General features: G+C 73.2%; 22 protein-coding genes, 2 tRNA genes and 1 pseudogene. 15 read left to right on the top strand and 10 right to left on the bottom strand.

Going from position 1 to position 24,589, the window contains the following annotated elements:
- Window positions 1-98: 98 nt before the first annotated feature.
- Complete coding sequence (locus HA073_RS20370) at window positions 99-1,298, top strand: DUF1015 family protein (protein WP_043328930.1); 1,200 nt, start codon at window positions 99-101, stop codon at window positions 1,296-1,298.
- Between the two features lie 71 nt (window positions 1,299-1,369).
- Complete coding sequence (locus HA073_RS20375; protein ID WP_043328932.1) at window positions 1,370-1,840, top strand: ribose-5-phosphate isomerase; 471 nt, start codon at window positions 1,370-1,372, stop codon at window positions 1,838-1,840.
- Between the two features lie 16 nt (window positions 1,841-1,856).
- On the opposite strand, the gene HA073_RS20380 is transcribed toward HA073_RS20375, so the two are convergent.
- The gene (locus HA073_RS20380; protein WP_043328934.1) at window positions 1,857-2,231 is read right to left on the bottom strand and encodes a hypothetical protein; all 375 of its coding nucleotides are present in this window, start codon (window positions 2,229-2,231) and stop codon (window positions 1,857-1,859) included.
- 139 nt (window positions 2,232-2,370) lie between these two features.
- Complete coding sequence (locus HA073_RS20385) at window positions 2,371-3,591, bottom strand: GNAT family N-acetyltransferase (protein ID WP_274476633.1); 1,221 nt, start codon at window positions 3,589-3,591, stop codon at window positions 2,371-2,373.
- A gap of 98 nt (window positions 3,592-3,689) precedes the next feature.
- Between HA073_RS20385 and HA073_RS20390 the strand changes: the two genes are divergently transcribed.
- On the top strand, window positions 3,690-4,232 hold the full coding sequence (locus tag HA073_RS20390; RefSeq protein ID WP_069087304.1) for a hypothetical protein: 543 nt from the start codon (window positions 3,690-3,692) through the stop codon (window positions 4,230-4,232).
- A gap of 51 nt (window positions 4,233-4,283) precedes the next feature.
- Here HA073_RS20390 and HA073_RS20395 read toward each other — a convergent pair whose 3' ends face one another.
- Window positions 4,284-4,763 carry a hypothetical protein gene (locus HA073_RS20395; RefSeq protein WP_104115239.1) on the bottom strand — a complete coding sequence of 160 codons (480 nt, stop codon included), beginning with the start codon at window positions 4,761-4,763 and terminating at the stop codon, window positions 4,284-4,286.
- A 235-nt stretch (window positions 4,764-4,998) separates the two neighbouring features.
- Here HA073_RS20395 and HA073_RS20400 point away from each other — a divergent pair.
- Window positions 4,999-6,960, top strand: a pseudogene (locus HA073_RS20400) (propionyl-CoA synthetase); the annotation flags it as partial.
- 44 nt (window positions 6,961-7,004) lie between these two features.
- Here the strand turns inward: HA073_RS20400 and HA073_RS20405 are convergent.
- Together HA073_RS20405 and HA073_RS20410 are read right to left on the bottom strand one after the other, a co-directional pair.
- Window positions 7,005-9,125, bottom strand: a complete 2,121-nt coding sequence (locus HA073_RS20405) for a zinc carboxypeptidase (RefSeq protein WP_166457064.1) — start codon at window positions 9,123-9,125, stop codon at window positions 7,005-7,007.
- A 77-nt stretch (window positions 9,126-9,202) separates the two neighbouring features.
- Window positions 9,203-12,166 carry an Hsp70 family protein gene (locus HA073_RS20410; RefSeq protein WP_166457065.1) on the bottom strand — a complete coding sequence of 988 codons (2,964 nt, stop codon included), beginning with the start codon at window positions 12,164-12,166 and terminating at the stop codon, window positions 9,203-9,205.
- A 130-nt stretch (window positions 12,167-12,296) separates the two neighbouring features.
- On the opposite strand from HA073_RS20410, the gene HA073_RS20415 reads away from it, so the two are divergent.
- Window positions 12,297-12,944 carry an MOSC domain-containing protein gene (locus tag HA073_RS20415; RefSeq protein WP_166457066.1) on the top strand — a complete coding sequence of 216 codons (648 nt, stop codon included), beginning with the start codon at window positions 12,297-12,299 and terminating at the stop codon, window positions 12,942-12,944.
- A 7-nt stretch (window positions 12,945-12,951) separates the two neighbouring features.
- Here HA073_RS20415 and HA073_RS20420 read toward each other — a convergent pair whose 3' ends face one another.
- Complete coding sequence (locus tag HA073_RS20420; protein WP_064448634.1) at window positions 12,952-13,461, bottom strand: hypothetical protein; 510 nt, start codon at window positions 13,459-13,461, stop codon at window positions 12,952-12,954.
- An 83-nt stretch (window positions 13,462-13,544) separates the two neighbouring features.
- On the opposite strand from HA073_RS20420, the gene HA073_RS20425 reads away from it, so the two are divergent.
- The 3 genes from HA073_RS20425 to HA073_RS20435 all read left to right on the top strand — a co-directional run bounded on the left by HA073_RS20425 (window position 13,545) and on the right by HA073_RS20435 (window position 16,217).
- A complete protein-coding gene (locus tag HA073_RS20425) occupies window positions 13,545-14,573 on the top strand; it encodes a questin oxidase family protein (RefSeq protein WP_240925865.1) in 1,029 nt (342 codons plus the stop codon).
- A gap of 15 nt (window positions 14,574-14,588) precedes the next feature.
- Window positions 14,589-15,014 (top strand): nucleoside deaminase, encoded by a 426-nt coding sequence (locus HA073_RS20430; RefSeq protein WP_166457068.1) that lies wholly within the window; start codon window positions 14,589-14,591, stop codon window positions 15,012-15,014.
- A 228-nt stretch (window positions 15,015-15,242) separates the two neighbouring features.
- A complete protein-coding gene (locus HA073_RS20435) occupies window positions 15,243-16,217 on the top strand; it encodes a S9 family peptidase (RefSeq protein WP_166457069.1) in 975 nt (324 codons plus the stop codon).
- A 19-nt stretch (window positions 16,218-16,236) separates the two neighbouring features.
- On the opposite strand, the gene HA073_RS20440 is transcribed toward HA073_RS20435, so the two are convergent.
- Both HA073_RS20440 and HA073_RS20445 read right to left on the bottom strand, forming a co-directional pair.
- Window positions 16,237-16,434: a hypothetical protein gene (locus HA073_RS20440; protein ID WP_309228046.1), complete on the bottom strand. Its 198-nt coding sequence runs from the start codon at window positions 16,432-16,434 to the stop codon at window positions 16,237-16,239.
- A gap of 164 nt (window positions 16,435-16,598) precedes the next feature.
- Window positions 16,599-16,672 (bottom strand) — tRNA-Gly (locus HA073_RS20445).
- A 265-nt stretch (window positions 16,673-16,937) separates the two neighbouring features.
- On the opposite strand from HA073_RS20445, the gene HA073_RS20450 reads away from it, so the two are divergent.
- The 5 genes from HA073_RS20450 to clpX all read left to right on the top strand — a co-directional run bounded on the left by HA073_RS20450 (window position 16,938) and on the right by clpX (window position 21,520).
- Window positions 16,938-17,011: transfer RNA gene (locus tag HA073_RS20450), tRNA-Pro, on the top strand.
- Window positions 17,012-17,160: 149 nt separating this feature from the next.
- The gene (gene tig, locus HA073_RS20455) at window positions 17,161-18,507 is read left to right on the top strand and encodes a trigger factor (protein WP_043328957.1); all 1,347 of its coding nucleotides are present in this window, start codon (window positions 17,161-17,163) and stop codon (window positions 18,505-18,507) included.
- A 175-nt stretch (window positions 18,508-18,682) separates the two neighbouring features.
- A complete protein-coding gene (locus HA073_RS20460; RefSeq protein ID WP_013288035.1) occupies window positions 18,683-19,324 on the top strand; it encodes an ATP-dependent Clp protease proteolytic subunit in 642 nt (213 codons plus the stop codon).
- A 14-nt stretch (window positions 19,325-19,338) separates the two neighbouring features.
- Window positions 19,339-20,001, top strand: a complete 663-nt coding sequence (locus HA073_RS20465) for an ATP-dependent Clp protease proteolytic subunit (protein ID WP_013288034.1) — start codon at window positions 19,339-19,341, stop codon at window positions 19,999-20,001.
- Between the two features lie 226 nt (window positions 20,002-20,227).
- Window positions 20,228-21,520 carry an ATP-dependent Clp protease ATP-binding subunit ClpX gene (clpX, locus tag HA073_RS20470; protein ID WP_018786885.1) on the top strand — a complete coding sequence of 431 codons (1,293 nt, stop codon included), beginning with the start codon at window positions 20,228-20,230 and terminating at the stop codon, window positions 21,518-21,520.
- Between the two features lie 23 nt (window positions 21,521-21,543).
- Here clpX and HA073_RS20475 read toward each other — a convergent pair whose 3' ends face one another.
- Window positions 21,544-22,167, bottom strand: coding sequence for a helix-turn-helix domain-containing protein (locus HA073_RS20475; RefSeq protein ID WP_069087324.1), 624 nt, complete (start codon window positions 22,165-22,167; stop codon window positions 21,544-21,546).
- A gap of 41 nt (window positions 22,168-22,208) precedes the next feature.
- Here HA073_RS20475 and HA073_RS20480 point away from each other — a divergent pair, with 41 nt between their 5' ends.
- Complete coding sequence (locus tag HA073_RS20480) at window positions 22,209-23,042, top strand: EamA family transporter (protein ID WP_113974827.1); 834 nt, start codon at window positions 22,209-22,211, stop codon at window positions 23,040-23,042.
- 39 nt (window positions 23,043-23,081) lie between these two features.
- Window positions 23,082-23,879, top strand: coding sequence for a carbon-nitrogen hydrolase family protein (locus tag HA073_RS20485; RefSeq protein WP_166457070.1), 798 nt, complete (start codon window positions 23,082-23,084; stop codon window positions 23,877-23,879).
- Between the two features lie 6 nt (window positions 23,880-23,885).
- Here the strand turns inward: HA073_RS20485 and HA073_RS20490 are convergent, their stop codons facing one another.
- On the bottom strand, window positions 23,886-24,107 hold the full coding sequence (locus tag HA073_RS20490) for a hypothetical protein (RefSeq protein ID WP_013288029.1): 222 nt from the start codon (window positions 24,105-24,107) through the stop codon (window positions 23,886-23,888).
- Window positions 24,108-24,589: the final 482 nt, after the last annotated feature.

A 24,589-nucleotide genomic window follows, 5' to 3' on the forward strand; every position in this document is an offset into this window, starting at 1 on the left:
CTACCGGAGGCGTTAACAGGGGGCCCTTCCTTTCACCTGGTGGTAAGGGGGTGAGTCCGGCGGCGGGGGCGATCGGGGCCCGGGTAGCGTCAGCGGACATGACGGTCGTGCATCCGATCAACCGGGCCTGGATCACCACTGGCGGCACCGGCGCGCAGAACTACGACGAGTTCGCCGACGACGCGGAGATCACCTCCATCGTCGAGGCGAATCCGCACAGCGCGCTGGGCATCGAGATGCCCCACCGGGCGCCGGGCAGCCTCGGGAAGTCCTTCCTCGACGCGCTGCCGGACGCGGTGGCGCGCCTGGCCGAGGCGAAGGCGGACGGCAGCTACACGCCGGCCGAGCAGGTGGTGGTGCTCTACCGGATCAGCGCGCCGGGCGAGGAGAGCGCGTACGGGCTGTGGGCCATGGTCGACACCGACCAGATCTCCACCCGCGCCGACGAGCCGGGCCTGGTGATCCGCAACGAGGACGTGTTCATCGCCAAGGTGCGCGAGCGCGTCGCCCTGGCCGAGGCGCTCGGTCACCTGCTCTCGCCCGTACTCCTGCTCCAGACCGGTAGGGGCGACGAGCTGCACGCCGCGCTCGCGGCGGCGACCGAGGCGGCCGGGGCCCCCGCCGCGACCGACGTCGACCAGTCCGGTCGCACGCACGCCATCTGGCTGCTCGGCCCGGGCCCGGCGCAGGACGAGCTGACCACGCTCGCGGGCGGCGGGGAGCTAGTGGTCGCGGACGGCAACCACCGCAGCCTGGCCGCGCAGACCGGCGGGTTCCCGCGCTTCCTCGCGGTGGTCACCACGCCCGCGTCGGTCGCGATCCAGCCCTACAACCGGCTGGTCAGCGAGCTGACCACCACGCCGGAGGAGCTGCTCGACCGGCTGCGCGCGGCGGGCGCGGAGATCACCCCGGTGGACGGGCCGGTCGACGTGCCGGCCACCGGCGGCGTCGTGCGCCTCTACCTCGGCGGCCGGGGGTACGCGGTGACGCTGCCGCACGTCGGCGCGGGCCGGCTGGAGAACCTCGACCACGCGCTCGTCGAGCGTCTGCTGCTGCGCGACGCGTTGGGCCTCGACCCGGGCGACAAGCGGATCACGTACGTGGGCGGCGACTATCCGGCAAGCTGGCTCGTCGGTGAGGTCGACGCCGGCCGGGCCGAGCTGGCGGTGCTCGTCGCGCCGGTGACCGTCGACGACTTCGTCGCGGTGAACCTGGCCAGGGAGAAGATGCCCCGCAAGAGCACCTGGTTCACCCCGAAGGCGCGGGCCGGCCTGGTCGTGGCCGAGCTGCCGCACTGACCGTGTGACGTACCGCCTCCGGGTCGCCGCCGGTTCGCCGGCCCGGAGGCGGGCCTGTCAGACTGCGCGGTATGCGCGTCTACCTGGGATCCGACCACGCCGGTTTCGAGTTGAAGGTGCACCTCGCCAACCACCTGGCCAAGCAGGGCTACGAGGTGGTGGACGTGGGTCCGCACGCCTTCGACCCGGACGACGACTACCCGGCGTTCTGCCTGCACACCGGCGACCGGGTGGTCGGTGACCCGGGCAGCCTCGGCGTGGTCATCGGCGGCTCCGGCAACGGCGAGCAGATCGCCGCGAACAAGGTCGCCGGCGTCCGGGCGGCGCTGGCCTGGAACGTGGAGACCGCCCAGCTGGCCCGCGAGCACAACGACGCCAACGTCGTCGCGATCGGCGCCCGGCAGCACACGCTGGACGAGGCGACCGCGCTGGTCGAGGCGTTCCTGACCACGCCGTTCTCCGGCAACCCCCGGCACAGCCGGCGCATCGAGCAGGTGGCCGCCTACGAGCAGAGCCGCAAGCTGCCCGAGCTGCCCGCCTGACCGGACGCCGCCGGGCTCACCGCCCGTTGCGGGGCAGCTCCTCGCGGGGCACCCAGTTGCGCCGGATCAGCACCACCCGCTCCTCCGCCGCGGCGAGATCGTCGTCGGTGGGGCGGGCGGCGTCCCGTGCCCGCAGCGCGGCGGTGACGCTCACCTGCGACGAGCCGGAGCCGACCAGCCCGCGCAGCCCGCGCTCGCCCTCCTCGGCGGTCGGGGCGGCGCGGCGTCCGCGGGGCTCCGGCTCGCCCGGCCGGCCGCCGCGCGGGGCCCGGGGCGTCACGTCGTCGTGTACGGGGGCGGTGCTGGCCGTGGTGCCGTCGGCGCTGTCGGCCGGGGCGCCGGCCTCGCCGTGATGCCGTAGCCGTCGTCGCCGTCGCTCCGCCTCACCCATCCCCCGACCGTACCGCCCCCGACCCACCCGCGGCCGGGGTCGCGCCCGCGCCCGCGCGATCATGAAGTTGGCCGGGACGAAACGGACGGTTCGCGCCGCCAACTTCATGATCGACGGGGAAAACGGGCGGGGCGGGCGGTCAGAAGACCTCCATGGGGGAGGGGGCGCGGTACCAGGTGAAGGCGGGCGTCAGCGCGGTCAGCGTGTCCGGGAGCAACTCCCGGACGCGGCCGGCGGCGGCCAGCGCGTACGGGTTCGCGCCGCCGAGGTACAGCTCACCGAGCGCGCGTACGTCACACGCCAGCCCGGCCGGTGCGGTGGTGGGCGTGCACTCCGCCCCGTCCGGGCCGCCGACCAGCCGCCAGCGGCCGGTGTTCTCCTTCAGCAGCTCGTCGGTGACCTCGATCACCACGTCCACGTCAGCGGCGTAGCGCCGGGCGGCGAGCGCGGCCGGCACGTCCACCACCCGCACCCAGAGCGCGTCGGCGAGATGCGGGGAGAGCTGGCGGGGTTCGTCCACCAGCCGCAGCAGCGGCTCGTCCAGGGCCGCGATCGGGAACGACAGCCGCCGGGTCAGGTCGACCGAGAGCAGCAGCCGCCACAACGCCGTGTACGCCTCCGGCGTCAGCGCCACCACCTCGCCGACCTGCGTCTCGGCCTGCGGGCCGGTGGCCGTCGAGCTGTCCTTCGTCCGGTAGAGCGCATATCCGTCGAGCCCGCCGGGGCCCTCGTGCAGCAGCACCCGGCGTTCGGTGGCGCCGCCCCGGTGCGCCTTCAGGTCCGCCAGCAGGTACGACCACCAGCGCTCGTCGCGGCGGGACCAGCCGGGGCGGTCGGCGCGCGCCTGCTCGTACAGCCGGGCCAGCTCGTCCCGGCGCGCCTCCGGACGGTCCAGACGCAGCCTGCCCTCGGCGGGCGCCGGGGCGGGCAGGCGCAGCCCCGTGGTGTCCACGGACAGCATGTACCGCGGTGCCGCCGACCCGTAGCCGAAGCGGGGATAGATGCGGCCCTCGCTGGCCCAGAGCACCGCGATCGGTTCCCGGCCGGCGTCGCGGACGTCCCGCAGTTGGCGGTGCATCAGCGCGGTGAGCAGGCCGCGCCGCCGGTGCGTCGGCGCGACAGCGACCATCGTCACGTGCGCGGCCGGCACGTTCGCGCCGGGCACCGCGAGCTCGCGGCTGAACGCGGCGGCGTTTGCCACGACCGTCCCGCCGTCGCGGACCAGTAACGACCGGTCCGGCTCGAAGATCGGGCGTTCGAGCGCCTGCACGTCGGGGTCGAGATCGCCGTGGAAGGCCAGCGCCAGCAGCGCCGCGATGTCGTCGAAGTCCTCAGCCCGGGATACCAGCACGTCAGTCACGGCACGTGTGTATCGCACCGCGATGGGGGTCGGCACCCTATTTGCGGGCTGGCTACCCTCGGAAGCGAGGCCGGGATCGGCCGAGGGGGAGGACGAGGATGGCGGACCAGACACAGCCGTGGGCCGAGCGCACCGTGGAGGTGCCGCCCCAGCCGGGGGTGGTGCCCCCGCAGCGGGACGCGTTCCAGCGCGGGGTGGCGGCGGTCGGTCAGCCGCGCACGCGGCGTACGCCCCGCACCGAGCAGTTCCCCACCGTCGAGCAGCACGGCGACTGGGCCGGTGAGCCGGCGCCGCGCCGGCCGATGAGCTGGCATCTCGCCCAGGCCCGCAAGGGCGGGGAGCTGAGCGCCGCCGGGGCCCTGTTCGCGTTCGTCTGCTGGGGCATCTGGGCGATCTCCGGGAGGGGCAACCTGATCGCGCCGCTGCTCACGTTCGTGCTCAGCCTGCTCACCGCGGTCGGCCTGTTCGCGCTGGCCCGGCTGCTCGGCCGGCTGATCCTGGAACGGCAGTTCGGCCGGGTGCGCCGCAGTGCCAAGGGTGCTCACCTGGTCACCGCGTTGTTCCTGGTCGGCGTGGGGGTGGCGTACCTGCAGCAGACCGAGTGGGTGGTCTCCGCCTGGAACTGGGTGACCGGCGTCTAGGTGACTGTCGTCCGTCCGGCGCGCGCCGGACGGACGACAGGGGCGTCGGCGTCAGAAGGTGGTCGGTGCGCCGGCCGTCTTGCAGGCGGCGTTGATGTCCTTGCTGGCCTTCTCCATGGCGGGGTTGTCGGCGGCGGTGCCCGGGTCGGCGGCTGAGCCCGCCTTGGCGGCCTCCGCGGCGAACTCCTTCAGGGCGGTGGCCGCCTTGCCGTCGCCGGCGGTCCCGGCGAGCTGGGTCACCCGGTCACCGAGCTCGGTCAGGATCGCGCCGGTCTGCTTCGTCAGGTCGCCGCCCGACTGCACGGCGGTCATGAGCTTCGCCCGCATGTCCTTGTTGATCTTCTCTGCGGCGGTGCAGAGTTCCTTGTCGCTCACGGCGGCCGCCGACGGCGAGGGGGCAGCCGACGAGGGGGCGGCGGAGGCCGAGGTGGCCGCCGGCCCGGCCGTGGTCGAGGGCTTCTCGTCGCCGCACGCGGCGAGCCCCAGCACGGCACAGGTCAGGAGGATCGGCAAGATCCGATTGGTTTTCACGCCTGCGCACGCTAGTCGACAGCCGTCGTCGATCAAACTCGGTTTGCCCCGGGATGCGCGGGCGGGCGGCTTTCGCGCCGCCCGCCCGCGTGCCCGGCCGCGGTACGCCGCGACACCGGTCGTCTCTCCACCAGGACCGTGCTGGGTTACCCCGCCCCACGGGCTTCATCCGTCGCCCGTTGGGCTGAGCGGCCACCGCCCACCGCCGTGAGCGGCCGTTCAGCGAGCCGGGCCGTGCTTCCGGCGCACCGGACCCGTCCGGCCGTCGTGCCGGCGGTGCGCCGCGGCGCAGCATGACGGCATGGGCGCGTATCGATCAGCGTACGAGCGGAGCATCGCCGACCCGGCCGTTTTCTGGCGGGACGCGGCGGCCGACATCGACTGGGTCATCCCGCCGGAGCACATCCTCGACGAGGAGGCGGCGCCGCTGTACCGCTGGTTCCCCGACGGGGTGCTGAACACCTGTCACAACGCGCTGGACCGGCACGTCGCCGCCGGGCGTGGCGACCAGCCCGCGTTGATCCACGACAGCCCGGTGACCGGCACGGTCCGCACGCTCACCTACGCCGAACTGCTCGCCGAGACCGCCCGGTTCGCCGGTGCGCTGCGCCGGCTCGGCGTCGGCCGGGGCGACCGGGTGCTGCTCTACCTGGCGATGGTCCCGGAGGCGGTGATCGCCATGCTGGCCTGCGCCCGGATCGGCGCGGTGCACTCGGTGGTATTCGGCGGCTTCGCCGCGCACGAGCTGGCCGTCCGGATCGACGACGCGCGGCCGAAGGTGGTGGTGGCGACCTCCTGCGGCATCGAGGCCGACCGGGTGGTGCCGTACCACCCGATCCTGGCCGCCGCGCTGGACGAGGCCGGGCACGCGCCGGAGCGGTGCGTGGTGGTGCAGCGCCCGCAGGAACCGGCGCCGCTGGTGCCGGGCCGCGACCTGACCTGGGCCGAGGTGATGGCGGACGCGGAACCGGCGCCGTGCGAGCCGGTGGCCGCCACGGACCCGCTCTACGTCCTCTACACCTCCGGCACCACCGGCCGGCCCAAGGGCGTGGTGCGGGACAACGGCGGGCACGCGGTGGCGTTGCGCTGGTCGATGCGCAACGTCTACGGCATCGAGCCGGGCGAGGTCTTCTGGGCCGCCTCCGACGTGGGCTGGGTGGTCGGCCACTCCTACATCGTGTACGCGCCGCTGCTCACCGGCGCGACCACCGTGCTCTACGAGGGCAAGCCGGTCGGCACCCCCGACGCCGGGGCGTTCTGGCGGGTCGCCGCCGAGCACCGGGTGGCGGCCCTGTTCACCGCGCCCACCGCGATCCGGGCGATCCGCCGCCAGGACCCGGACGGCGCGCACATCGACCGGTACGACCTGAGCGCGCTGCGTACCCTCTTCCTCGCCGGTGAGCGGCTGGACCCGGACACCTGGGCCTGGGCGGGGCAGCGGCTCGGCGTACCCGTGGTCGACAACTGGTGGCAGACGGAGACCGGCTGGCCGGTGGCGGCCAACCCGCGCGGCCTGGAGCCGCTGCCGATCAAGCCAGGGTCGCCGACGGTGCCGGTGCCCGGCTACGACGTGCGCGTGGTCGACGGCGCGGGCCGGGACGTGCCGCCCGGCACGGACGGCTCGATCGTGATCCGGCTGCCGCTGCCGCCCGGCTGCCTGCCCACGCTCTGGGGTGACGACGAGCGGTTCGTCCGCTCCTACCTGTCGACGTTTCCCGGCCACTACCTGACCGGCGACGGCGGCCGGTTCGACGAGGACGGCTACCTGTACGTGATGGGCCGCACCGACGACGTCATAAACGTGGCCGGGCACCGCCTGTCCACCGGCGCGATGGAGGAGGTCCTGGCGACGCACCCGGCGGTGGCCGAGTGCGCGGTGATCGGCGTGGCCGACGCGCTGAAGGGGCAGGTGCCCAGCGGGTACGTGGTGCTCAAGGCCGGCGCCGACGTGGACCCGGACGCGCTCGCCGCCGAACTGGTCGCGCTGGTCCGGCAGCGGATCGGCCCGGTGGCCGCGTTCCGCCGGGTGACTGTGGTGCCGGCGCTGCCCAAGACCCGCTCCGGGAAGATCCTGCGGCGCACCATGCGGGGCCTGGTCGAGGGGCGCGACGAGCCGGTCCCGGCGACCATCGACGACCCGGGCGCGCTCACCGTCTTCCGCGACCTCGGCGCCGCGGACCGGGACGGGCAGGGCTGACGCGGTCCCCGGCCGGACTTCCACCGGCCGGGGACCGCCTGCCCTCAGCGCCGGACCGGGTTGCTCGCCGCGTAGTCGCGGGCGACGCGGACCAGCTCCACCAGGCCGCCGGCGTACTCCTGCGCCTCGCCGTGCGCCTCGTCGAACGGCGGCTGGAAACCGACGCCCTCCCACTGGCCGGTGGCCTCGTTCCACCTGTCGTTGCCGACCTCGAAGTCCCAGGCGAAGATGCCCAGCTCGTAGTAGAGCTGGTCGGCCGAGTTGCCGGCCGCCGAGTAGAGCACGTCGGCGACCGGGCCGGTCTGCGACGGCCAGGTGACGGTGCCGCGCTCGGCCGCGATGGCCCCGACGATGCGCCGGGCGCTGGCCAGGAACAGCGTCGACTCGTCGATCGACGGGCGCGGCAGCGTCACCCGCCCGTCGGCCTTGTACGCCCCGGGCGGCCACATGAAGTAACCGCCGTACGAGTGCACGTTCATCGCGAACTTGATGTTCGGGTGCGCCTTGGCCAGGTCGATCACGTTGCGGCTCTCCGGCTCGGACAGCTCCGCCGTGCCCGCGTAGTTGCCGGCCAGGCAGTTCGTGCTCGCGCCCACGTACCCGTCGAACAGGGATCCGACCGTGTAGTTCCGGTTGACGTCGACGCCCCACATGTTCCGGTACTTCGGGTCCCGCGCTTCACCGGCGCAGTGGTTGACCAGGTTCTTGCGCTGGAAGTTGTAGTCGTGGAACGAGTAGTTCGCGCCGTCCGGGTTGACCGTCGGGATGACGAACACGTCCACCTGCTCCAGCAGCTTGCGGGTCGCCGCGTCGGTGCGGGCGTTGGCGAGCAGCCGCTCGGCGAACTCCAGCGTGACGAGCGGGGTGGCCCACTCGCGGGCGTGCTCCTGCGAGTACGCCAGCACGCCGATCCGGGAGCCGTCACGGTGTTTGCCGATGCGCAGTGCCTGCACGGTCCACGGCCGGGCCGGCACCTCGGTGCCCAGCAGCCCGTCGTCGAGGCGTACCGGCCCGGTGACCGGCATCGGCAGCCCGGCCGAGCCCTCCTCCACAGTGGCCCGGAAGCGGGCGCCGCGCGGCGCGTTGATCAGGGCGGCCACGTCGTCGGTGGTGCTCGTCACCTTGCCCGCCCGGTCGGTGGCCAGCGAAATCGTGAGCACCCGGTCCCGGTAGCGCATGCTCAGCGGCCGGCTCGGCCGGCCCGGGTCGACGGTGCGTACCTGCACGCCGTTCATGCCCTGGTCGCCGAAGCGGACCGACTCCACCACCACGGCGGCGGCCGCCGGGTCACCCAGGTAGGCGGCGGCGTTGCGCCGGTAGCCCTGCGTCTTGTTCGGCAGGTCGATCACGTCGACCAGGTCGCGGTACTGGCGGCCGAGCCGGGCGATGCGGGCCTTGATGTCCACCGGCGTCAGGTACGCGTCGATGAAGTCCTTCTGGTAGCCGGCCGGCTGCGGCGGCGGGGAGGCGTTCGGCCAGAGCGACGGCGTGACCGGCCGGCTCGTTCCGCCCAGGCTGGACGTGGCGGTGAACTGCACGGGCCGGCCGGGCGCCGGCTGCGGCAGCGCGTAGTGGTACTGGTATTCGCCCGAGTCCTCGAAGCGGTACAGCGGGAACGAGCCGGTGGCGCCGTCGGCGGTACGCCAGGTGACGGTGATCTCCACGTCGGGGTCGTCGCTGGCGGTGGTGGCGACCTGCGCCTGGACGAACGTCCGCCCGCCGGTGGTCCACCAGTACGCCTGGAGGAACTGGAGCGTGTCGACAGCGGCGGCGCCGCTCGCGCGCAGCCCGGTGCGGGTGCGCTCCTGGGCGGCGCGGCGGCTCTCGGCGATCCGCCGGGTGCCGTCGTCGGCCCGCTGTACGACCTGCAGGGCGGTGGCGCCCTGCCGGGTGAGGTCGGCGAGCTGCCGGCCGGTGAGGACCAGGTCGGCGATCAGCTTGCCGTCCCGCGAGCGGGGACGGTTGGCCAGGTCCGCGCCGCCGGCGACCAGGCGGTCGAGCTGGGCCCGGTCGGCGAGCTGCACGCGGACCAGCGCGGTCTCGGTGGGGGCGAGGGTGAGCGCGGGGGCGGCCGGCGCGGCGGCGCCGGGGCCGGGATGGGACAGGACAGCGGCGATCAGGATGCTGGTGGTGGCGAGTGCGGTCCACCGTCGTCGGACGAACACGGGGCCTCCTGACGAACGTCGATCTCTCTGCCGTTCACACCAGTCGAGGCATCGATCGCTGTCAAGCTCACTTCCGGTCAGCCGGCGAACCGGTACAACCGGAACTCCTTCTCCGCGCCGCAAACAAGCATCTCGGTGTTCCACGAGCAGGACTCGCTGCGGATCTGCTTGAGCTGCCCCATCTCGACCGGCTTGCCGTCCACCGCCGTGCCGGCGAGGACCCGGTCGTCCTCGTACGCGCTCGGCGCCTCGGAGAAGATCAGCAGGTTGCCGGCGTCCAGCCGGACCGCGAACCCGTCCCGGTCCCGCAGCACCTTCGCCGTGCCGTCCGGCGCGAACAGCGTCACCGCGTCCGGCGAGCCCTGCACGGCCAGCACGTGCTCACCGACCGGCACCAGCGACTCGGCGCGCGGCGCCGCCCACTGCCGGTTGCCCTCACCCTCGGCCGCCGCCACCACCCGGGTGGCGTCAGCGCCGCCGGCGGGCGTCTCCAGCAGGCACACGCGACGTTCCCCGCAGGTGACCAGATCCTTCACCCGGCCGCCCTGCTCCGGCGCCTCGTACAGCACGCCGGGCGTGCCGAGGCTGCCCAGGTCGTAGGAGAGCAGCCGCAGGCCACGGTCGTCCTCCGCCACGTACAGCCGGTCGTCGCGGGCGGCCATCGGGTCGTCGAGGCCGGCCACGTTGCCCCGGTCCTTGAGGACCTTTCCGCTGCGCAGGTCCAGGACCCGGACCGAGCGGTCCGCGCCGACCTGCACCAGCCGGTCCGCCTTCCCCGCCCACGGGGCGAGCGGCGAGCCCTCGGCGTCACCGGGCCCGTCCAGCGCCGCGCCGGTGCCGACCGGCAGCACCTTCGTACGGGCGTCGCCGTACTCGGTGCGCGGGTTGCGCCGCTCCCACCGCTGCCGGCCGTCGTCCAACCGCAGCCCGACCAGGCGCTCGCCGGCCCGGTCCACCCGGACCACCGTGTCGGCCCCGAAGAACAGCGCGTCGTCGCGGCCCACGTCCGTCTGCCAGCGCTGCTCGCCGGAATCGCCATCGAGCACCGCGAGCACGCGCGGAGTGCCGCTGCCGGTGGCGTCGCCGAGGACGAGCAGCCCGTCGGGCAGCGCCCGGATCCCCGCCCAGCGCTGCGTGGCCGCGTCGGTCCGCTTCTCCCAGACCGTCCTGCCGGTGGCCGCCTCGACGGCCGTCACGTGGAGGTGGTCGTCGGGCAGCGAACGGGCCAGGTAGGCGCGCTCCCCGAGCGTCGCGGTGAACATCTGGCCCGGCCGCGTGTCACCGGCGGCCACCGTCCTCACCAGCTCGGCGGTGTGGAAGTCCAGCGCCGGGTGCCGGTCCCGGAACACCCAGAGCAGCACCGACGCCGCCACGGCGACGACCACGAGACCCGCGCCGAGCGCGATCCACCGGCCGCGCCGGGGCCGGCCGCCGCCGGGCCGGACACCGCCCGGAGCGGGGGAGAAAGGTGCCCCGGGTACGCCGGGACCGGGCCCCGCCGGCTGCCATCCACCGCCGGGCGGTGGCATCCCGGGGACGCCGGGTCCGGCGTGGTGCGCGGCGGGCGCTGCCCCCGGCGGCACGAAACCGGGGGCGCCCGGAGTGCCGTCGTACCTCGGGTGCGGGACCGGACCTCCGGCGAGCGGCGTGCCGTCGTACCTGGTGGCGGGGGTCTGCGGGACGGGCCCGTCGGCGACCAGCGTGCCGTGCGGTCCGGCGGAGGCCGCGTCCGTACCGCCGAGCGGCGCGGTCGGGTTCGTCCTGGTCGCACCGGCGGGGACCGTGGCGGCGCTCGCCGTGCCGGCGTCGGTCCCGCCCGGCGCGGGCCCTGTCGGTTCGGGCTGCGTGGGCGCGGGCTGGGCGGACGCCAGCTGGACCGGCGCGGCCGGGCGGCCGGACCGGCGGGGCAGCGGCAGGTCGGTGAGCGCGCCCTCGGCGACCGGCATCTCCGGCTGCTCCAGCACCGTCGGCGCGATGCCCAGCTCGGCGTGCAGCAGCCGGGCCACCAGCGGCACCCGGGTCGACCCGCCGACCAGGAACAGGCCGCTGAGCTGCTCCGGTCGCAGCCCGGCGGCGGCGGTCACCTCCCGGGTCTCCGTCACCGCCCGGGCCAGCAGCGGCGCGGCGAGGCGTTCGAAGTCCTCCCGGGGCAGCGGCACCGCCGCCTCCACCCCCGGTACGGCCACCGGCGCCACCATGGCCCGGGACAGCATCTCCTTCGCGCCGCGCACGTTGTCCCAGAGCTGCTGGCGGTCCCTCCGCTCGGCGGTCGTCGTCGCCTCGGTCAGCCGGGCCCACTCACGCGGGTGGGCCGGGCCGACCAGCTCGCCGAGCCGCCCGAGCAGGGCCGCGTCCAGGTCCAGGCCGCCGAGGTCGGGAATCCCGCCGGTGGCGACCAGCTGGAAGCCGGAGTCGCCCCACGGGTCGGCGCCCTCGTTGCGCAGCACCGCCACGTCGAGCGTGCCGCCGCCGAAGTCGAACACCGCCACCGAACCGCCCACCGGCACCGGCCGGCGCAGCACCTGCGTGAAGTAGCGGGCCGCGGCCACCGGCTCGCGCAGCAGGCGGGTGCCGGGCGCGATCGGCCCGGCCAGCGTGTGCTCGGCCGCAGCCGGCCAGCCGGCGAGCTCCAGCGCGTCGTGCAGCACCTGACGGCGGGCCGGCGTCCAGGCCGCCGGGTGGGTGACCACCGCCGGGGGCAGCATCCCGACCGCAGCCACCGCCGCGTCCGCGACCGCGCGCAGCGTCGCGGCCAGCAGCTCCGCCGGCCGGTACGCCCGCCCGCCCAGCTCGACGGTCTCCTCGTCGACCCGGCGCTTCGGGTTCGGCTCGTAGCCGGCCGGGTCGGCCTGCGCCAGGCGCTGCGCGTCCCGCCCGACGTGCAGGTGACCGTCCGCGTCGGCGTACACGCCGGACGGCAGGATCGGATGGCCGTCGACGAGCACCGGCCGGGTCCGCCCGTCCGGCCAGCGCAGCACCGCCACGGTGTTCGAGGTGCCGAGGTCCACGCCGAGGGCGAAACCGTCCTGCTGGCCTGCCATCCGCGGCTACCTCCACCACCCGACGAGGATGTCCGGCCCGCATCGTACGCAGGCCACGCCGCCTCGCCGTTCACCCGGCCCGGGGGAATGGACTGGCCGGTCCGGCCCTGCGCCGCATACCGTCGCCGTCATGAGGGTGATCTCCGTCAACGTGGGCCGACCGCAACCGAACCCGTGGAAGGGCATCGGGGCCACCGGCATCGACAAGCGGCCCGTGGACGGCCGGGTCGCCGTCACCGCGCCCGGACCGAAGGGCACCGGCGATGTCGGGCTGGCCGGCGACCGGGTCTACGACGTGGCCCACCACGGCGGCACCGACCAGGCGGTCTACGCGTACGCGCGGGAGGACCTCGACCACTGGGAGGCCGAGCTGGACCGGCCGCTCGCCGACGGCAGCTTCGGCGAGAACCTGACCACCAGCGGGCTGGACGTCAACGGCGCGCTGATCGGCGAGCGGTGGCGGATCGGCCCGGACCTGGTGCTGGAGGTCACCTGCCCGCGCATCCCCTGCGGGACGTTCCAGGGGTGGCTGGGCGAACGCGGCTGGATCAAGCGGTTCACCGAGGAGGTACGGCCCGGGGCGTACCTGCGGGTGATCACGCCGGGCAGCGTCGGGGCCGGAGACCCGGTCGAGGTCGTGCACCGGCCCGGCCACGACGTGACGGTGGCGCTGGTGTTCCGGGCCACGACGCTGGACACGGAGCTGCTGCCCCGGCTGCTGGCGGCCGACGCGCTGCCCGAGGAGGACATGGCACGGATCCGCCGCCGCCTGTCCTGACCGGCCGTCAGGGCTGTCCGCGTCCGGTCCGCCGCCTGGCCGCCACCACCAGCCCGGCGGCGGCGAGCGCCGCCACCGTCACGCCGCCGACGATCCACCAGGCAGGCGGTCCCGCGGCCCGCGTCCGCTCAGCCGTGGCGACGGACGGCGTGGTGGCCGCCGCCGGGCTCGACAGCTCGCGGATTCCGGCGCACACGCCGGTGGCGCCACCATACGAGTTCACCCGGTACCGGGTGCCGAGGCGGAAGGCGTAGCCGCAGGCGGCCTCGCCGGGCGAGACGCGCAGCGTGAGGCTGTTCCCGACCTGGGCGCCGCCCTTCTCGACGGACTCGACGGTGAGCCGGATCGCCCTGTCGGTCACCTGCGAGACGGTGCCGACGACGGTGCTGTCGGCGTTGGCGTCCTGTTCGGTGGTGGACCCGACGCACGAGCACGCCCACGCGGGTTTCGGGGGTGACATGACGACGACGAGGCCGAGAGCTGCCAGGGCGACGACAAGCAGAGCACGAAGTCTCATGGCCGCTTCGACGTCGTCCGATCCCCGCCGGTTCCGCGCCGCTTGACGTCAACCGGACTTCAGGTCGGACGCTTGCCGACGTGCTGAACTCCGTACTCGACGAGGCGTACGAGCGCGTACGCCACACCGGTCCCGAGCGCGACGGGTGGCTGTCCAACCACGTGCCGATGGCCGGGGAGGCGCTGGTGCGCCACGGCCACGGGCGGGCGGTGCACCGCTGGATCGACGCGTACGCCGACCGGCTGGAGGAACGCCCGCGCGGCATCCGGCGCATCGCCGCCGACGAGTGGCGCGACCCGCTCGGCGACCCGGTGCGTACCGGCGACTGGCTCGACCTCTTCGACCGCGAGCTGGCCGGCGAGCCGTGGCGCGACGTGCTGGCCCGCTGGTGGCCTCGCCTGTTGCCGGGCATCGCCGCCGGCGCCACCCACGGTGTCATCCGCGTCGGCCACGCCGTACGAGCCCTGATCGACGCCGAGACCGGACCGCGGGTCACCGAACTCGGCCACGGGCTCGCCTACTGGGCCGCCCGCTGGCAGCCACTCGCGCCGCCAGGCACCGGACCGTACCCGGTGACAGACGCGCGGTCCGCGCTCGACGCGGTGCCCCGCGTACCCGACCAGCGGTTCGGCATCCGGTCCCGCCTGGCGCAACTGGCCGACCTGACCCGGTGGCCGGCGGTGGCGGCGGCGGTGCCCGGCGACGCGGCCGACGACGCGCCCACCCGGCTCGCGGCGGTCGTCGACGCCGCCGTGCTCCGGCACGGCACCCACGGGTACGCCGCCCCCGTCATGCTCGTACACGCGGCGACCGCGCCGAACGCCGTGCTGCGGACGCTCCCGGCCCTGCCGCCGGCGCTCTGGCGGCCGAGCCTGGCCGCCGCCTGGGCGGCGACCGCCGCCGTCACCGCCGCCTACGCCCCGGTCGAGGCTCGTGCCCTCCCACCGGCCGCCGGGCCGGAACTCGGCGAGGCCATGGCGCGGGCGCTGGACACCGGGGACGCGCACGCGATCAAATTCATCGACACCCTGAGCGATGCGTACGCCCGCAGCGGTGACCCGGTCCTGCGCGCCGTCGCCGCCCGATCCGTCGAGCAGATCGCCGCCGACTGACCACCAGGAGAGCCGATGACCCCCGACGACGAAGCGTTCCTGCGCCGCGCCGTGGAACTCGCCGACCGGGCCGGCGCGTCCGGCGAGCGGCCGTTCGCGTCGCTGCTGGTCGGCGCGGACGGTGCCGTCCTGATCGAGGACCACAACACGGTGGTCTCCGAACGGGACGTCACCGCGCACCCGGAGCTGAAGCTGGCCCGCTGGGCCGCCCGGCAGCTCGCCCCCGACGCGGCGGTCGCCACCACCATGTACACCAGCTGCCAGCCCTGCCCGATGTGCACCGTGGCGATCAACGCATCAGGCCTCGGCCGGGTCGTGTACGCGCTGTCCACCGAGCAGTTCGAGCAGGTCAAACCGGCCACCCCGGCACCGCGCCCGGTGCGGTACGACGGACCGGCGCTGTTCGACGAGGCGCGCCGGCCGATCGAGGACCACTACTAGGCCATCGGCGCCGATCGGGTGGAGATGGCGGCTCGCCGAGCCGGTGTGGCCCATCTGACCGGGGACTCGCTCCGGCGCTGCTGACCAAGGTCGACGCGACTGAGCTGCTTCACAGCCAGGCGTTCGGAACGGGCACGAGATGGCGGGAGACCCGCCGGCCGTACGGCTGGCCCGTCACCGTCGCCTGAGGACGCGGGCGGGTGGCAGGCACCCCGTACGGTCGGCGGGGTGTTGTTCGAGCCGGTGACCGCGGAGTTCTCGTTCCTCGACGACGGGAACGAGCTGGTCGGCGACTTCGTCCGGCCGCCCTGGCCGGGGCCGTACCCGGCGGTGGTCTTCGTCGAGGGTTCCGGTCCCGGCGGCCGCGACCAGGGGTCGTGGCAGACGAGGCTGGCCGCAGCCGGCTTCGCGAGCCTGGCCTACGACAAGCCCGGTTCCGGAGCGTCAACGGGTGACTGGACCCGTCAGACCATGACCGACCGCGCCGACGAGACCGTGGCAGCGGTCCGGGCCGTGCGGAGCCGCGCGGACGTGCTGTCCGGCGCGGTCGCGCTGATCGGCGGCAGCCAGGGCGGCTGGGTGGCTCACCTCGCGGCGGCCGCTGACGACGGGATCGCGGCGGTGGTGACGGTGTCGGGTCCGGGCGTGAGCGTACGGGTCCAGGAGGAGTACCGGCTCCGCCACCAACTCGCGGCGGAGGGCTTCAGCGACACGGACATCCAGCAGGCGCTTCTCCTGCTACGCGACCAGATCCGGCGGGTCCGGTCGGGCGACGACCCGGCGCGCGTGCACGCCGCGCAGGCGCACTGGCACGGCGCTTCCTGGTATCCGATGCTCGCCGGGACGACACCCGAGTCCATCGCGTTCATCGCGGGCATCGCGGACTACGACCCCGCCCCGGCACTGGCGGCCCTGCGCTGCCCGCTGCTGGCGATCTTCGGCGCGGACGACCTGCTCGTGCCGGTGGAGGCGAGCGTGCGCGCGATCAGCAGCGCCCTCGACGACGCGGGCCACGCCGACCACACGACTGTGGTCTTCCCCGGCGCCGACCACAGCATCCGCGTCTACACGGGCGACGGACCCGCGCAGGTGAAGGAGGGTCGCTACACCCCTGCCGAGCGGGCGCCGGGCTTCGACGAACTCGTCGTCACCTGGCTGCGGCGCCGCCTGCCGGCGACCGACCTGGGGTACGCGGCGCGCTGATCGCGGCATGGGCGGGTGCTCACGCGGGGAACCACCTCCACTGCCCCTCGGAGACGACCTCGACGGCGCTCAGCCCCACCCAGACGGTGTCCCGCAGCGACGGCATGAGGTCCGCCAGCCCGGACTGCCGCATCCGGTGGACCCAGTGCTCCTCGCCGATGCTCGGTAGTGCTGACAGTTCGAGTACGCCCAGCGGCCTCCTGCGCGTAGCGGTCATGACGCTCTGCCCGGTGTCCGGAGATGGGTGCGCAGGAATGCTGACCGGACGCGGTAACGAACCCGTCGCTGTCGACCGGGGGCTGCGGATGGTCGCAAGATCCGCCCCACGGAAGCGAAAGGCCCAGGTGCCGCAATCATGCGGTCTGCCTGGGCCTTCGTGGGTGGAGCGGGCGACGGGAATCGAACCCGCACCGTCAGTTTGGAAGACTGAAGCTCTGCCATTGAGCTACGCCCGCGAGCGCCCCACCACAGCAGGGCGCGCCGACAGCGTACCCAATCCGGGTTGGCGCCGCGAAGCGCATACCCCGCGCTCGCCGCGGACCGTCAAGATCCACACCACCTCGGCGAGGTGGCGCCTTCCCGGGCCCTCGGACCCAGCCACTTCCCCGAACTGGCGGCTCGGCGGCGGCGCGGCGGCGGGCCGGCGGCGGCCCGCCGACCGCCGCGCCGCGCCCCGGTCACCCGCGCGGGGGACCGGACGGCATACACTCTTCGTCGCCACGGGGTGTGGCGCAGCTTGGTAGCGCACTCGCTTTGGGAGCGAGGGGCCGTGGGTTCAAATCCCGCCACCCCGACTGTCGTTCGCGACCGGATCGCCCCGGGAACCGCCGGTTTTTTCCGCGCGGTGCCCGGGCCCTGCCGATGCCGTCGGCCGGCTCGCCTACACTCGATGCGCGCAATCACGCCCCAGAATCAACACCCAGATCCGTCAAGGAGTACGCCTGTGAAGAGCACCGTCGAGACTCTGAGCCCGACGCGCGTGCGGCTCGCCATCGAGGTGCCGTTCGTCGAGCTCGAGCCGAGCCTCAAGAAGGCGTACCGGGAGATCGGCCAGCAGGTCCAGGTTCCCGGCTTCCGCCGGGGCAAGGTTCCCAGCGCGGTGATCGACCAGCGGGTGGGCCGGGGGACCGTCCTCAACGAGGCGATCCAGGAGGCCATCCCGCAGAACATCCTCGCCGCGGTCCGGGAGCACGACCTGAAGACGCTGGGCCGTCCCGAGGTCGACATCACGGAGTTCAACGACGGCGACTCGCTCAACTTCACCGCCGAGGTGGACGTCCGGCCGGAGATCACCCTGCCGGACCCGGCCACCATCGAGGTGACCGTCGACGAGATCGAGATCGCCGACAGCGAGATCGACGAGCAGATCAACAGCCTGCGCGAGCGCTTCGCCACGCTGAAGACCGTCGAGCGGGCCGCCCAGGAGGGCGACTTCGTGCAGATCGACCTGAACGCCACTGTTGACGGCGAGGAGGTCCCGGGCGGTTCGGCGAGCAACATCTCGCACGAGGTGGGCAGCAAGCAGCTCCTGCCGGGTCTGGACGAGGCGCTGGTCGGCCTGGCCGCCGGCGACAGCACCACCTTCACCACGCAGCTCGTCGGTGGCGACTACGCCGGCCGCGACGCCGACGTGGCGGTGACCGTCCGCACGGTCAAGGAGAAGGAGCTCCCCGAGCTCAACGACGACTTCGCGCAGATGGCCAGCGAGTTCGACACCATCGACGAGCTGCGCGGCGACCTGCGGGAGCGGATCACCCGGGGCAAGCAGGTCGAGCAGATCTACGCCGCCCGCGACAAGGCCCTGGAGCAGATGGTGGCCGCCGCCGAGGTGCCGGCGCCCGAGGGCGTCGTCAAGGAGGAGGTCGAGAGCCGCAAGGCCGCGATGGTCGACCAGCTCGAGCGCATCGGCGCCTCCCTGGAGGAGTACCTCGCGGCGGAGGAGAAGACCGAGGAGCAGATCGACGCCGAGCTGACCGAGGCGGCGACCGACGGCGTCAAGATCCAGCTCCTGCTGGACACGCTGGCCGACGCCGAGGACGTGCAGGTCTCCGACGACGAGTTCGGCCACGAGATCGTGCACCGGGCGCAGCGCGCCGGCATGGCCCCGCAGCAGTACTACGACCAGCTGGTCCGCTCCGGCGCCGCCGCGGCCGTCTTCGGCGACGTCCGCCGGGGCAAGGCGCTCGCCGCGGTGATGGAGAAGATCAAGATCAAGGACTCGGCGGGCAACGAGGTCTCCCTCGACGCGCTGCGGGCCCAGAACGAGGCCGAGCACGACCACCAGCACTGACCGTCGGGGGTGTCGGCCGCCGTCCCGCGCTGTGCGCCGGGAGGCGGCCGAAACCCTTTCCGGGGTACGCCGTGCGGGTGACTGCGCTGAGAGCGAACAGTGCCCCGACCGGGAGTACGCCTCCCGGCTGAGCGGTTAGTGTCGGGTAGGACGGTACGGAGAGCGAAGGGCTGCCATGACCGACATGCACATCCCCAAGAAGTCGCTCCGGGTGAACGAGGCCCGCGGTGGCGACTCCATTGGCAACCTCGACGACTCGGTCTACAACCGGTTGCTCAAGGAACGGATCATCTTCCTGGGCAGCGAGGTGAACGACCAGGTGGCCAACCGCATCTGCGCGCAGCTCCTGCTGCTCGCCGCGGAGGACCCGGACCGCGACATCTTCCTCTGGATCAACTCGCCGGGTGGCTCGGTCTACTCCGGCATGGCGATCTACGACACCATGCAGTACATCGACAACGACGTCTCGACAGTGGCGATGGGCATGGCGGCCTCGATGGGCCAGCTGCTGCTCTGCGCCGGCACCAAGGGCAAGCGCTACGCCCTGCCGCACGCGCGGATCATGATGCACCAGCCGTCGGGTGGCCTCGGCGGCACCGCGTCGGACATCGCGATCCAGGCCGAGCAGATGCTCTACACCAAGCGGATGTTCCAGGAGCGGGTCGCGTTCCACACCGGCCAGTCCCAGGCGCAGATCGAGGCGGACTCGGACCGTGACCGTTGGTTCACCGCCCAGGAGGCCATGGACTACGGCTTCATCGACAAGGTGATCATCGGGGCCGCGCAGGTTCCGGATGGCGCCGGGACCCTGAGCTGACCGAGGAGCTGACGATGACCGACCTGAGCCTGCCGCCCCAGTTCGCGGCCGTGCACAACCGCTACGTCCTGCCGTCGTTCGTCGAGCGCACGTCGTACGGGATGAAGGAGTCCAACCCGTACAACAAGCTCTTCGAGGACCGGATCATCTTCCTCGGCGTGCAGGTGGACGACGCGTCGGCCAACGACGTGATGGCCCAGCTGCTGACGCTGGAGGGCACCGACCCGGACCGCGACATCATCATGTACATCAACTCGCCCGGTGGCTCCTTCACCGCCATGACGGCGATCTACGACACCATGCAGTACGTCCGCCCGGACATCCAGACCGTCTGCCTCGGGCAGGCGGCGAGCGCGGCGGCGGTGCTGCTCTCCGCGGGCACCCCGGGTAAGCGGATGGCGCTGCCCAACTCCCGGATCATCATCCACCAGCCGGCCACCGAGGGCGGCTACGGCCAGGGCTCGGACATCGAGATCCAGGCGCGGGAGATCCTGCGGATGCGGACGCAGCTGGAGGACATGCTGTCCCGGCACTGCAACCGCCCGATCGAGCAGGTTCGCAAGGACATCGACCGTGACAAGATCATGACGGCCGAGGAGTCCAAGGAGTACGGGCTGGTCGACACGATCCTGACCAGCCGCAAGAAGGGTCTGCTGGCGTCGCACGCCGCGGGCTGAGCCACGTGTGGTCGGAGGTCGGCCGGGGTATCGTTCCCGGTCGACCTCTGACACACCGGTTTTGGGGGTCGGAGAAAACCCGGCCACCGGGTAACGTCGGGTCTGTACCGCTCCGCCGGTCGGATCGGTGGAGCCGACAGCATGGTGGAACGACAGGACGGACGGGCGCTCCGGCGCTCGCAGGTCAGGGCCGGCGTTCCGGCCGATGAGTGCAGGGAGAACGTAGGTGGCACGGATCGGTGACGGCGGCGACCTACTGAAATGCTCGTTCTGCGGCAAGTCGCAGAAGCAGGTCAAGAAGCTCATCGCGGGCCCTGGCGTCTACATCTGCGACGAGTGCATCGATCTCTGCAACGAGATCATCGAAGAGGAGCTGGCCGAGTCCGGCGAGGTGAAGTGGGAAGAGCTTCCCAAGCCGATGGAGATCTGCCAGTTCCTCGACAACTACGTGGTGGGTCAGGAGCAGGCCAAGAAGGCGCTCGCCGTCGCGGTCTACAACCACTACAAGCGGATCCAGGCCGAGGCCGCCGGCGCCCCGGGCTCCGGCACCGACGGCGTAGAGCTGGCCAAGTCCAACATCCTGCTGCTCGGCCCGACCGGCTGCGGCAAGACCCACCTGGCGCAGACGCTCGCCCGGATGCTCAACGTCCCGTTCGCCATCGCGGACGCCACAGCGCTCACCGAGGCGGGCTACGTCGGCGAGGACGTCGAGAACATCCTGCTGAAGCTGATCCAGGCCGCCGACTACGACATCAAGCGCGCCGAGACGGGCATCATCTACATCGACGAGGTCGACAAGATCGCCCGCAAGTCGGAGAACCCCTCGATCACCCGTGACGTCTCCGGCGAGGGCGTGCAGCAGGCGCTGCTGAAGATGCTCGAAGGCACTGTCGCCAACGTGCCGCCGCAGGGCGGGCGCAAGCACCCGCACCAGGAGTTCATCCAGATCGACACCACTAACGTGCTGTTCATCTGCGGTGGCGCGTTCGCCGGGCTCGACCAGATCATCGAGGCCCGCACCGGCTCCGGCGGCACCGGCTTCGGCGCCCGGCTCCGGTCGGTGTCCGAGCGGTCGACCGACGACATCTTCAGCCAGGTCATGCCGGAGGACATGCTGAAGTTCGGGCTGATCCCCGAGTTCATCGGCCGGCTTCCGGTGATCACCAACGTGCGCAGCCTCGACCGCACCGCGCTGGTGCGGATCCTGACCGAGCCGCGCAACGCGCTGGTCCGGCAGTACCAGCGCCTGTTCGAGCTGGACGGCGTCGAGCTGGAGTTCGAGCAGCCCGCGCTGGAGGCCATCGCCGATCAGGCCATGCTCCGCGGCACCGGCGCCCGCGGCCTGCGGGCGATCATGGAAGAGGTGCTCCTCTCCGTGATGTACGAGGTGCCGAGCAACCCCGACGCGGCCCGGGTGCTGATCACCCGCGAGGTCGTGCTGGAGAACGTCAACCCGACGATCGTGCCCCGCGAGTTCACCGGCCGGCGCCGGCGGGACCGCGAGGAGAAGTCGGCCTGACCGCCGTCGCGACCGCGCCCGGGTCAGCTCGGGCGCGGTCCGCGTGAACGGGTCCGCCGGTCCCACTCGCCCGACGGGGTGACCACCACCATCATCAGGCGCACCGGCTCGTCGCCGGCCGTCCGGTAGCCGTGCTCCCGGTCGGCGTGGAACTCGACCGTCTCGCCGGCGCGTACCTCGTGGTCGACGCCGTCGACGGTGACCGTCGCGGCGCCGTCGAGCACGTGCAGGATCTCCCGGGTGCCGTGGGCGTGGTCGGGGGAGCGCAACGTCTCTCCGGGTTCCATCCGCCAGTCCCACAGCTCGACCAGGTCGGGTTCGCCGAGCCCACTGAGCAGACGTGCCAGGCCGCCGTGCGGGCCGCGCCACAGCACCGGCGCGTCATCGGCAGCGCTGACCCGTACCGTGCTCTCCTCGGCCGGCTCCAGCAGCCGGGCGATGCTGACGCCGAACGCGTCGGCGACCCGGCAGAGCGTGCCGATGCTCGGGTTGGTGCGGGCACCCTCGATCTGCACGAGCATGCCCTTGCTGACGCCGGACCGGCCGGCCAGTTCCTCGAAGGACCAGCCGCGGGCGGCTCGCAACTCATGTACCTGCCGGGCGACCGCTGAGGTCACCGCGCCGACCCGTCCGCTTGCGTCGGTCATCACACTGTCCTTCACGGTCACTATTATGGTACGACTGCGATGTGCTCCCCATTGTCCTCGCCGCCGTCTCGGCGCTCGCCTTCGGCACGGCCGACTTCTCCGGCGGCAAGGCGTCGCGATGGGCCGACCCCATCGCTGTCACCGTCGTGTCGCAGATGCTCAGCCTTCCGCTGCTGGTCGTGCTTGTACTCGTCGTGCCCGGCATCCCGAGCGCCCTCGACCTGGGCTGGGGACTGCTGGCCGGGGTGGCGGGCGCGGGCGGCGTCATGCTGCTCTACCGCGCGCTGGCCACCGGCGTCATGGCCGTCGTCGCGCCGGTCACCGCGATCACGGCGGCGATCGTGCCGATCGTCGCCGGCCTGGTCCTCGCCCATTCCCCGGGCGCCGTGGCGCTGGGCGGCGCCGGGCTCGCCGTGGTCGCCATCGGGCTGGTCAGCCTGGGGGAGCGCGGCGCCGCACGCCGCGTCTCCGGCCGCGTCCTGGCCATGGCACTCGCCGCGGGACTGCTCTTCGGCGTCTTCTTCGCGCTGCTCGGCCAGGCCGACGAGAGCGCGGGCATGTGGCCGGTTCTGGCGGTACGCGTCAGCTCCGTCGCGTTCGGCCTCGCGCTCGCCGCGCGTACCGGCACTCGCCTGCGCCTTGGGCGGCGGGTGCTCGGCTGGGCCGCGGCCGCCGGCCTGCTCGACTCGGCAGCGAACGCGCTCTTCCTCGCCGCCGCCGGACGCGGCCACCTGAGCGTGGTGGCCGCCGTCGCCTCGCTCTACCCGGCGAGCACCGTCCTGCTCGCGCTCGCCGTCGACCGGGAACGGCTCCGTCCGGTGCAACTGGCCGGACTCGGCTTCGCCGCCGCCGCGCTCGTGCTGTCCAGCGTCTGAGCCCTGTCGCGCGCCCGCCTGCGCCCGTACCCTCGGGTCATGCGCGTCGCCGTCTGCCAGCTCAACGCCCGCGACGACCGGGCGGCGAACCTCGCCGCCGCCGAGGCCCTGCTGGTCAGGGCCGCGGCGGCCGGCGCCGACCTCGCCCTCCTTCCGGAGTACGTCGACTACCTCGGCCCCGATGACCAGATGCCCCCGGCGGAGCCGGTCGACGGCGAGGTGGGGCGGTTCTTCGCGGCGGTCGCCCGGCGGCTCGGCATGTGGGTGATCGCCGGCTCGTTCCACGAGGCCGGGCCGGACCCCGCGCACACCTGGAACACCTCGCTGGTCTTCGACCGCGAGGGCGCGCTCGCCGCCACCTACCGCAAGATCCATCTGTACGACGTGGAGATCCCCGGCCGCGTCTCCTACCGGGAGTCGGCAACCGTCGCGCCCGGGGAGAAGCCGGTGGTGGTCGACGTCGAGGGCCTGCGGGTGGGCCTGTCCATCTGTTACGACCTGCGGTTCCCCGAGTTGTACCGGCAGCTCGCGACCGGCGGCGGCGCCGAACTGCTCGTCGTGCCGGCCGCGTTCATGATGCACACCGGGCGGGACCACTGGGAGGTGCTGCTGCGGGCCCGGGCGATCGAGAATCAGTGCTTCGTGGCGGCGGCGGGCCAGACGGGTGATCACGACCCGGGCCGGACGTGCTTCGGCCGGAGCATGGTGGTGGACCCGTGGGGGACGGTGCTGAGCCAGGTCGCCGACGGTCCGGGACTGGCTGTCACCGAGATCGACCTGGAGCGGCTGCGGACGATCCGCGCCGAGCTGCCCAGCCTGGCCAACCGCCGGCTCTGACCGCGGTCAGCCTCCGAACAGCAGGCCCAGGGCGGCGATTCCGGCGATCGCCGCCGCAGTGACCAGCAGGGCGGTGGTCATCCGGGAGGGGCCGCGCCGGGCCAGGCGTCTGATCGACAGCACCAGTACGGCGAGCACGACGGCCCCGATCACCAACTGCCAGAACGGCAGCAGGAGGCCGAGCAGAGCGTCCTCGGCGACGGCCGGGACCGGGGACGGGTCATCCATGCCGACCACTCTGGCACGGGGCCGCCGCCGGGGGATCCCTTCCGCGGGTGCTTTCCGGCCGGTATCGGCTGCGCGCGCTCCGCTCGGGCAATGACGATCATTGATTTGCCTTCCACGGCCGGTCCGCGTAACTTTCTCTCTGCACGCGGGAGGCCGGGGCAAACCGGCCGAGAGCGGGCGCCAGGCTGGTGGCGGCGACGCCGAGCCAGACTGAGATTCGGGCGGTGCTCAACACTCCGGGACACGGAGTTGCGAAGGCGAAGCCGACCGGGTAGAGTTCGAAAGCCGGCAGGGAGCCGGGCGGGTGGTCGCGAAAGCGACGCCGGCCGGTCCGCCGAAACCCATGAGAGCCACGAACGCCGGAAACGGCGAGCGTCAGCGTGGGTCTGGTCGAGCCAAGTTGATCACCTCGGACACGAGGTTGACGACGAACGTGAGACCGAGTAGGTTGGAGAGGTTGCCCCAAACGGGGGCTCCGCAGC

The sequence above is a fragment of the Micromonospora sp. CMU55-4 genome (assembly GCF_011602315.1).
GTDB classification, from domain to species: Bacteria; Actinomycetota; Actinomycetes; order Mycobacteriales; family Micromonosporaceae; genus Micromonospora; species Micromonospora chalcea.

Excerpts from the sequence above, each read along its gene's own strand:
- HA073_RS20465 (WP_013288034.1), top strand. The coding sequence starts at position 19,339 with ATGACCGACCTGAGCCTGCCGCCCCAGTTCGCGGCCGTGCACAACCGC.
- HA073_RS20475 (WP_069087324.1), bottom strand. The coding sequence starts at position 22,167 with ATGACCGACGCAAGCGGACGGGTCGGCGCGGTGACCTCAGCGGTCGCC.
- HA073_RS20490 (WP_013288029.1), bottom strand. The coding sequence starts at position 24,107 with ATGGATGACCCGTCCCCGGTCCCGGCCGTCGCCGAGGACGCTCTGCTC.
- HA073_RS20420 (WP_064448634.1), bottom strand. The coding sequence starts at position 13,461 with ATGAGACTTCGTGCTCTGCTTGTCGTCGCCCTGGCAGCTCTCGGCCTC.
- HA073_RS20430 (WP_166457068.1), top strand. The coding sequence starts at position 14,589 with ATGACCCCCGACGACGAAGCGTTCCTGCGCCGCGCCGTGGAACTCGCC.
- HA073_RS20370 (WP_043328930.1), top strand. The coding sequence starts at position 99 with ATGACGGTCGTGCATCCGATCAACCGGGCCTGGATCACCACTGGCGGC.
- HA073_RS20390 (WP_069087304.1), top strand. The coding sequence starts at position 3,690 with ATGGCGGACCAGACACAGCCGTGGGCCGAGCGCACCGTGGAGGTGCCG.
- HA073_RS20460 (WP_013288035.1), top strand. The coding sequence starts at position 18,683 with ATGACCGACATGCACATCCCCAAGAAGTCGCTCCGGGTGAACGAGGCC.
- HA073_RS20440 (WP_309228046.1), bottom strand. The coding sequence starts at position 16,434 with ATGACCGCTACGCGCAGGAGGCCGCTGGGCGTACTCGAACTGTCAGCA.
- HA073_RS20380 (WP_043328934.1), bottom strand. The coding sequence starts at position 2,231 with ATGGGTGAGGCGGAGCGACGGCGACGACGGCTACGGCATCACGGCGAG.
- HA073_RS20375 (WP_043328932.1), top strand. The coding sequence starts at position 1,370 with ATGCGCGTCTACCTGGGATCCGACCACGCCGGTTTCGAGTTGAAGGTG.
- HA073_RS20415 (WP_166457066.1), top strand. The coding sequence starts at position 12,297 with ATGAGGGTGATCTCCGTCAACGTGGGCCGACCGCAACCGAACCCGTGG.
- HA073_RS20410 (WP_166457065.1), bottom strand. The coding sequence starts at position 12,166 with ATGGCAGGCCAGCAGGACGGTTTCGCCCTCGGCGTGGACCTCGGCACC.
- HA073_RS20485 (WP_166457070.1), top strand. The coding sequence starts at position 23,082 with ATGCGCGTCGCCGTCTGCCAGCTCAACGCCCGCGACGACCGGGCGGCG.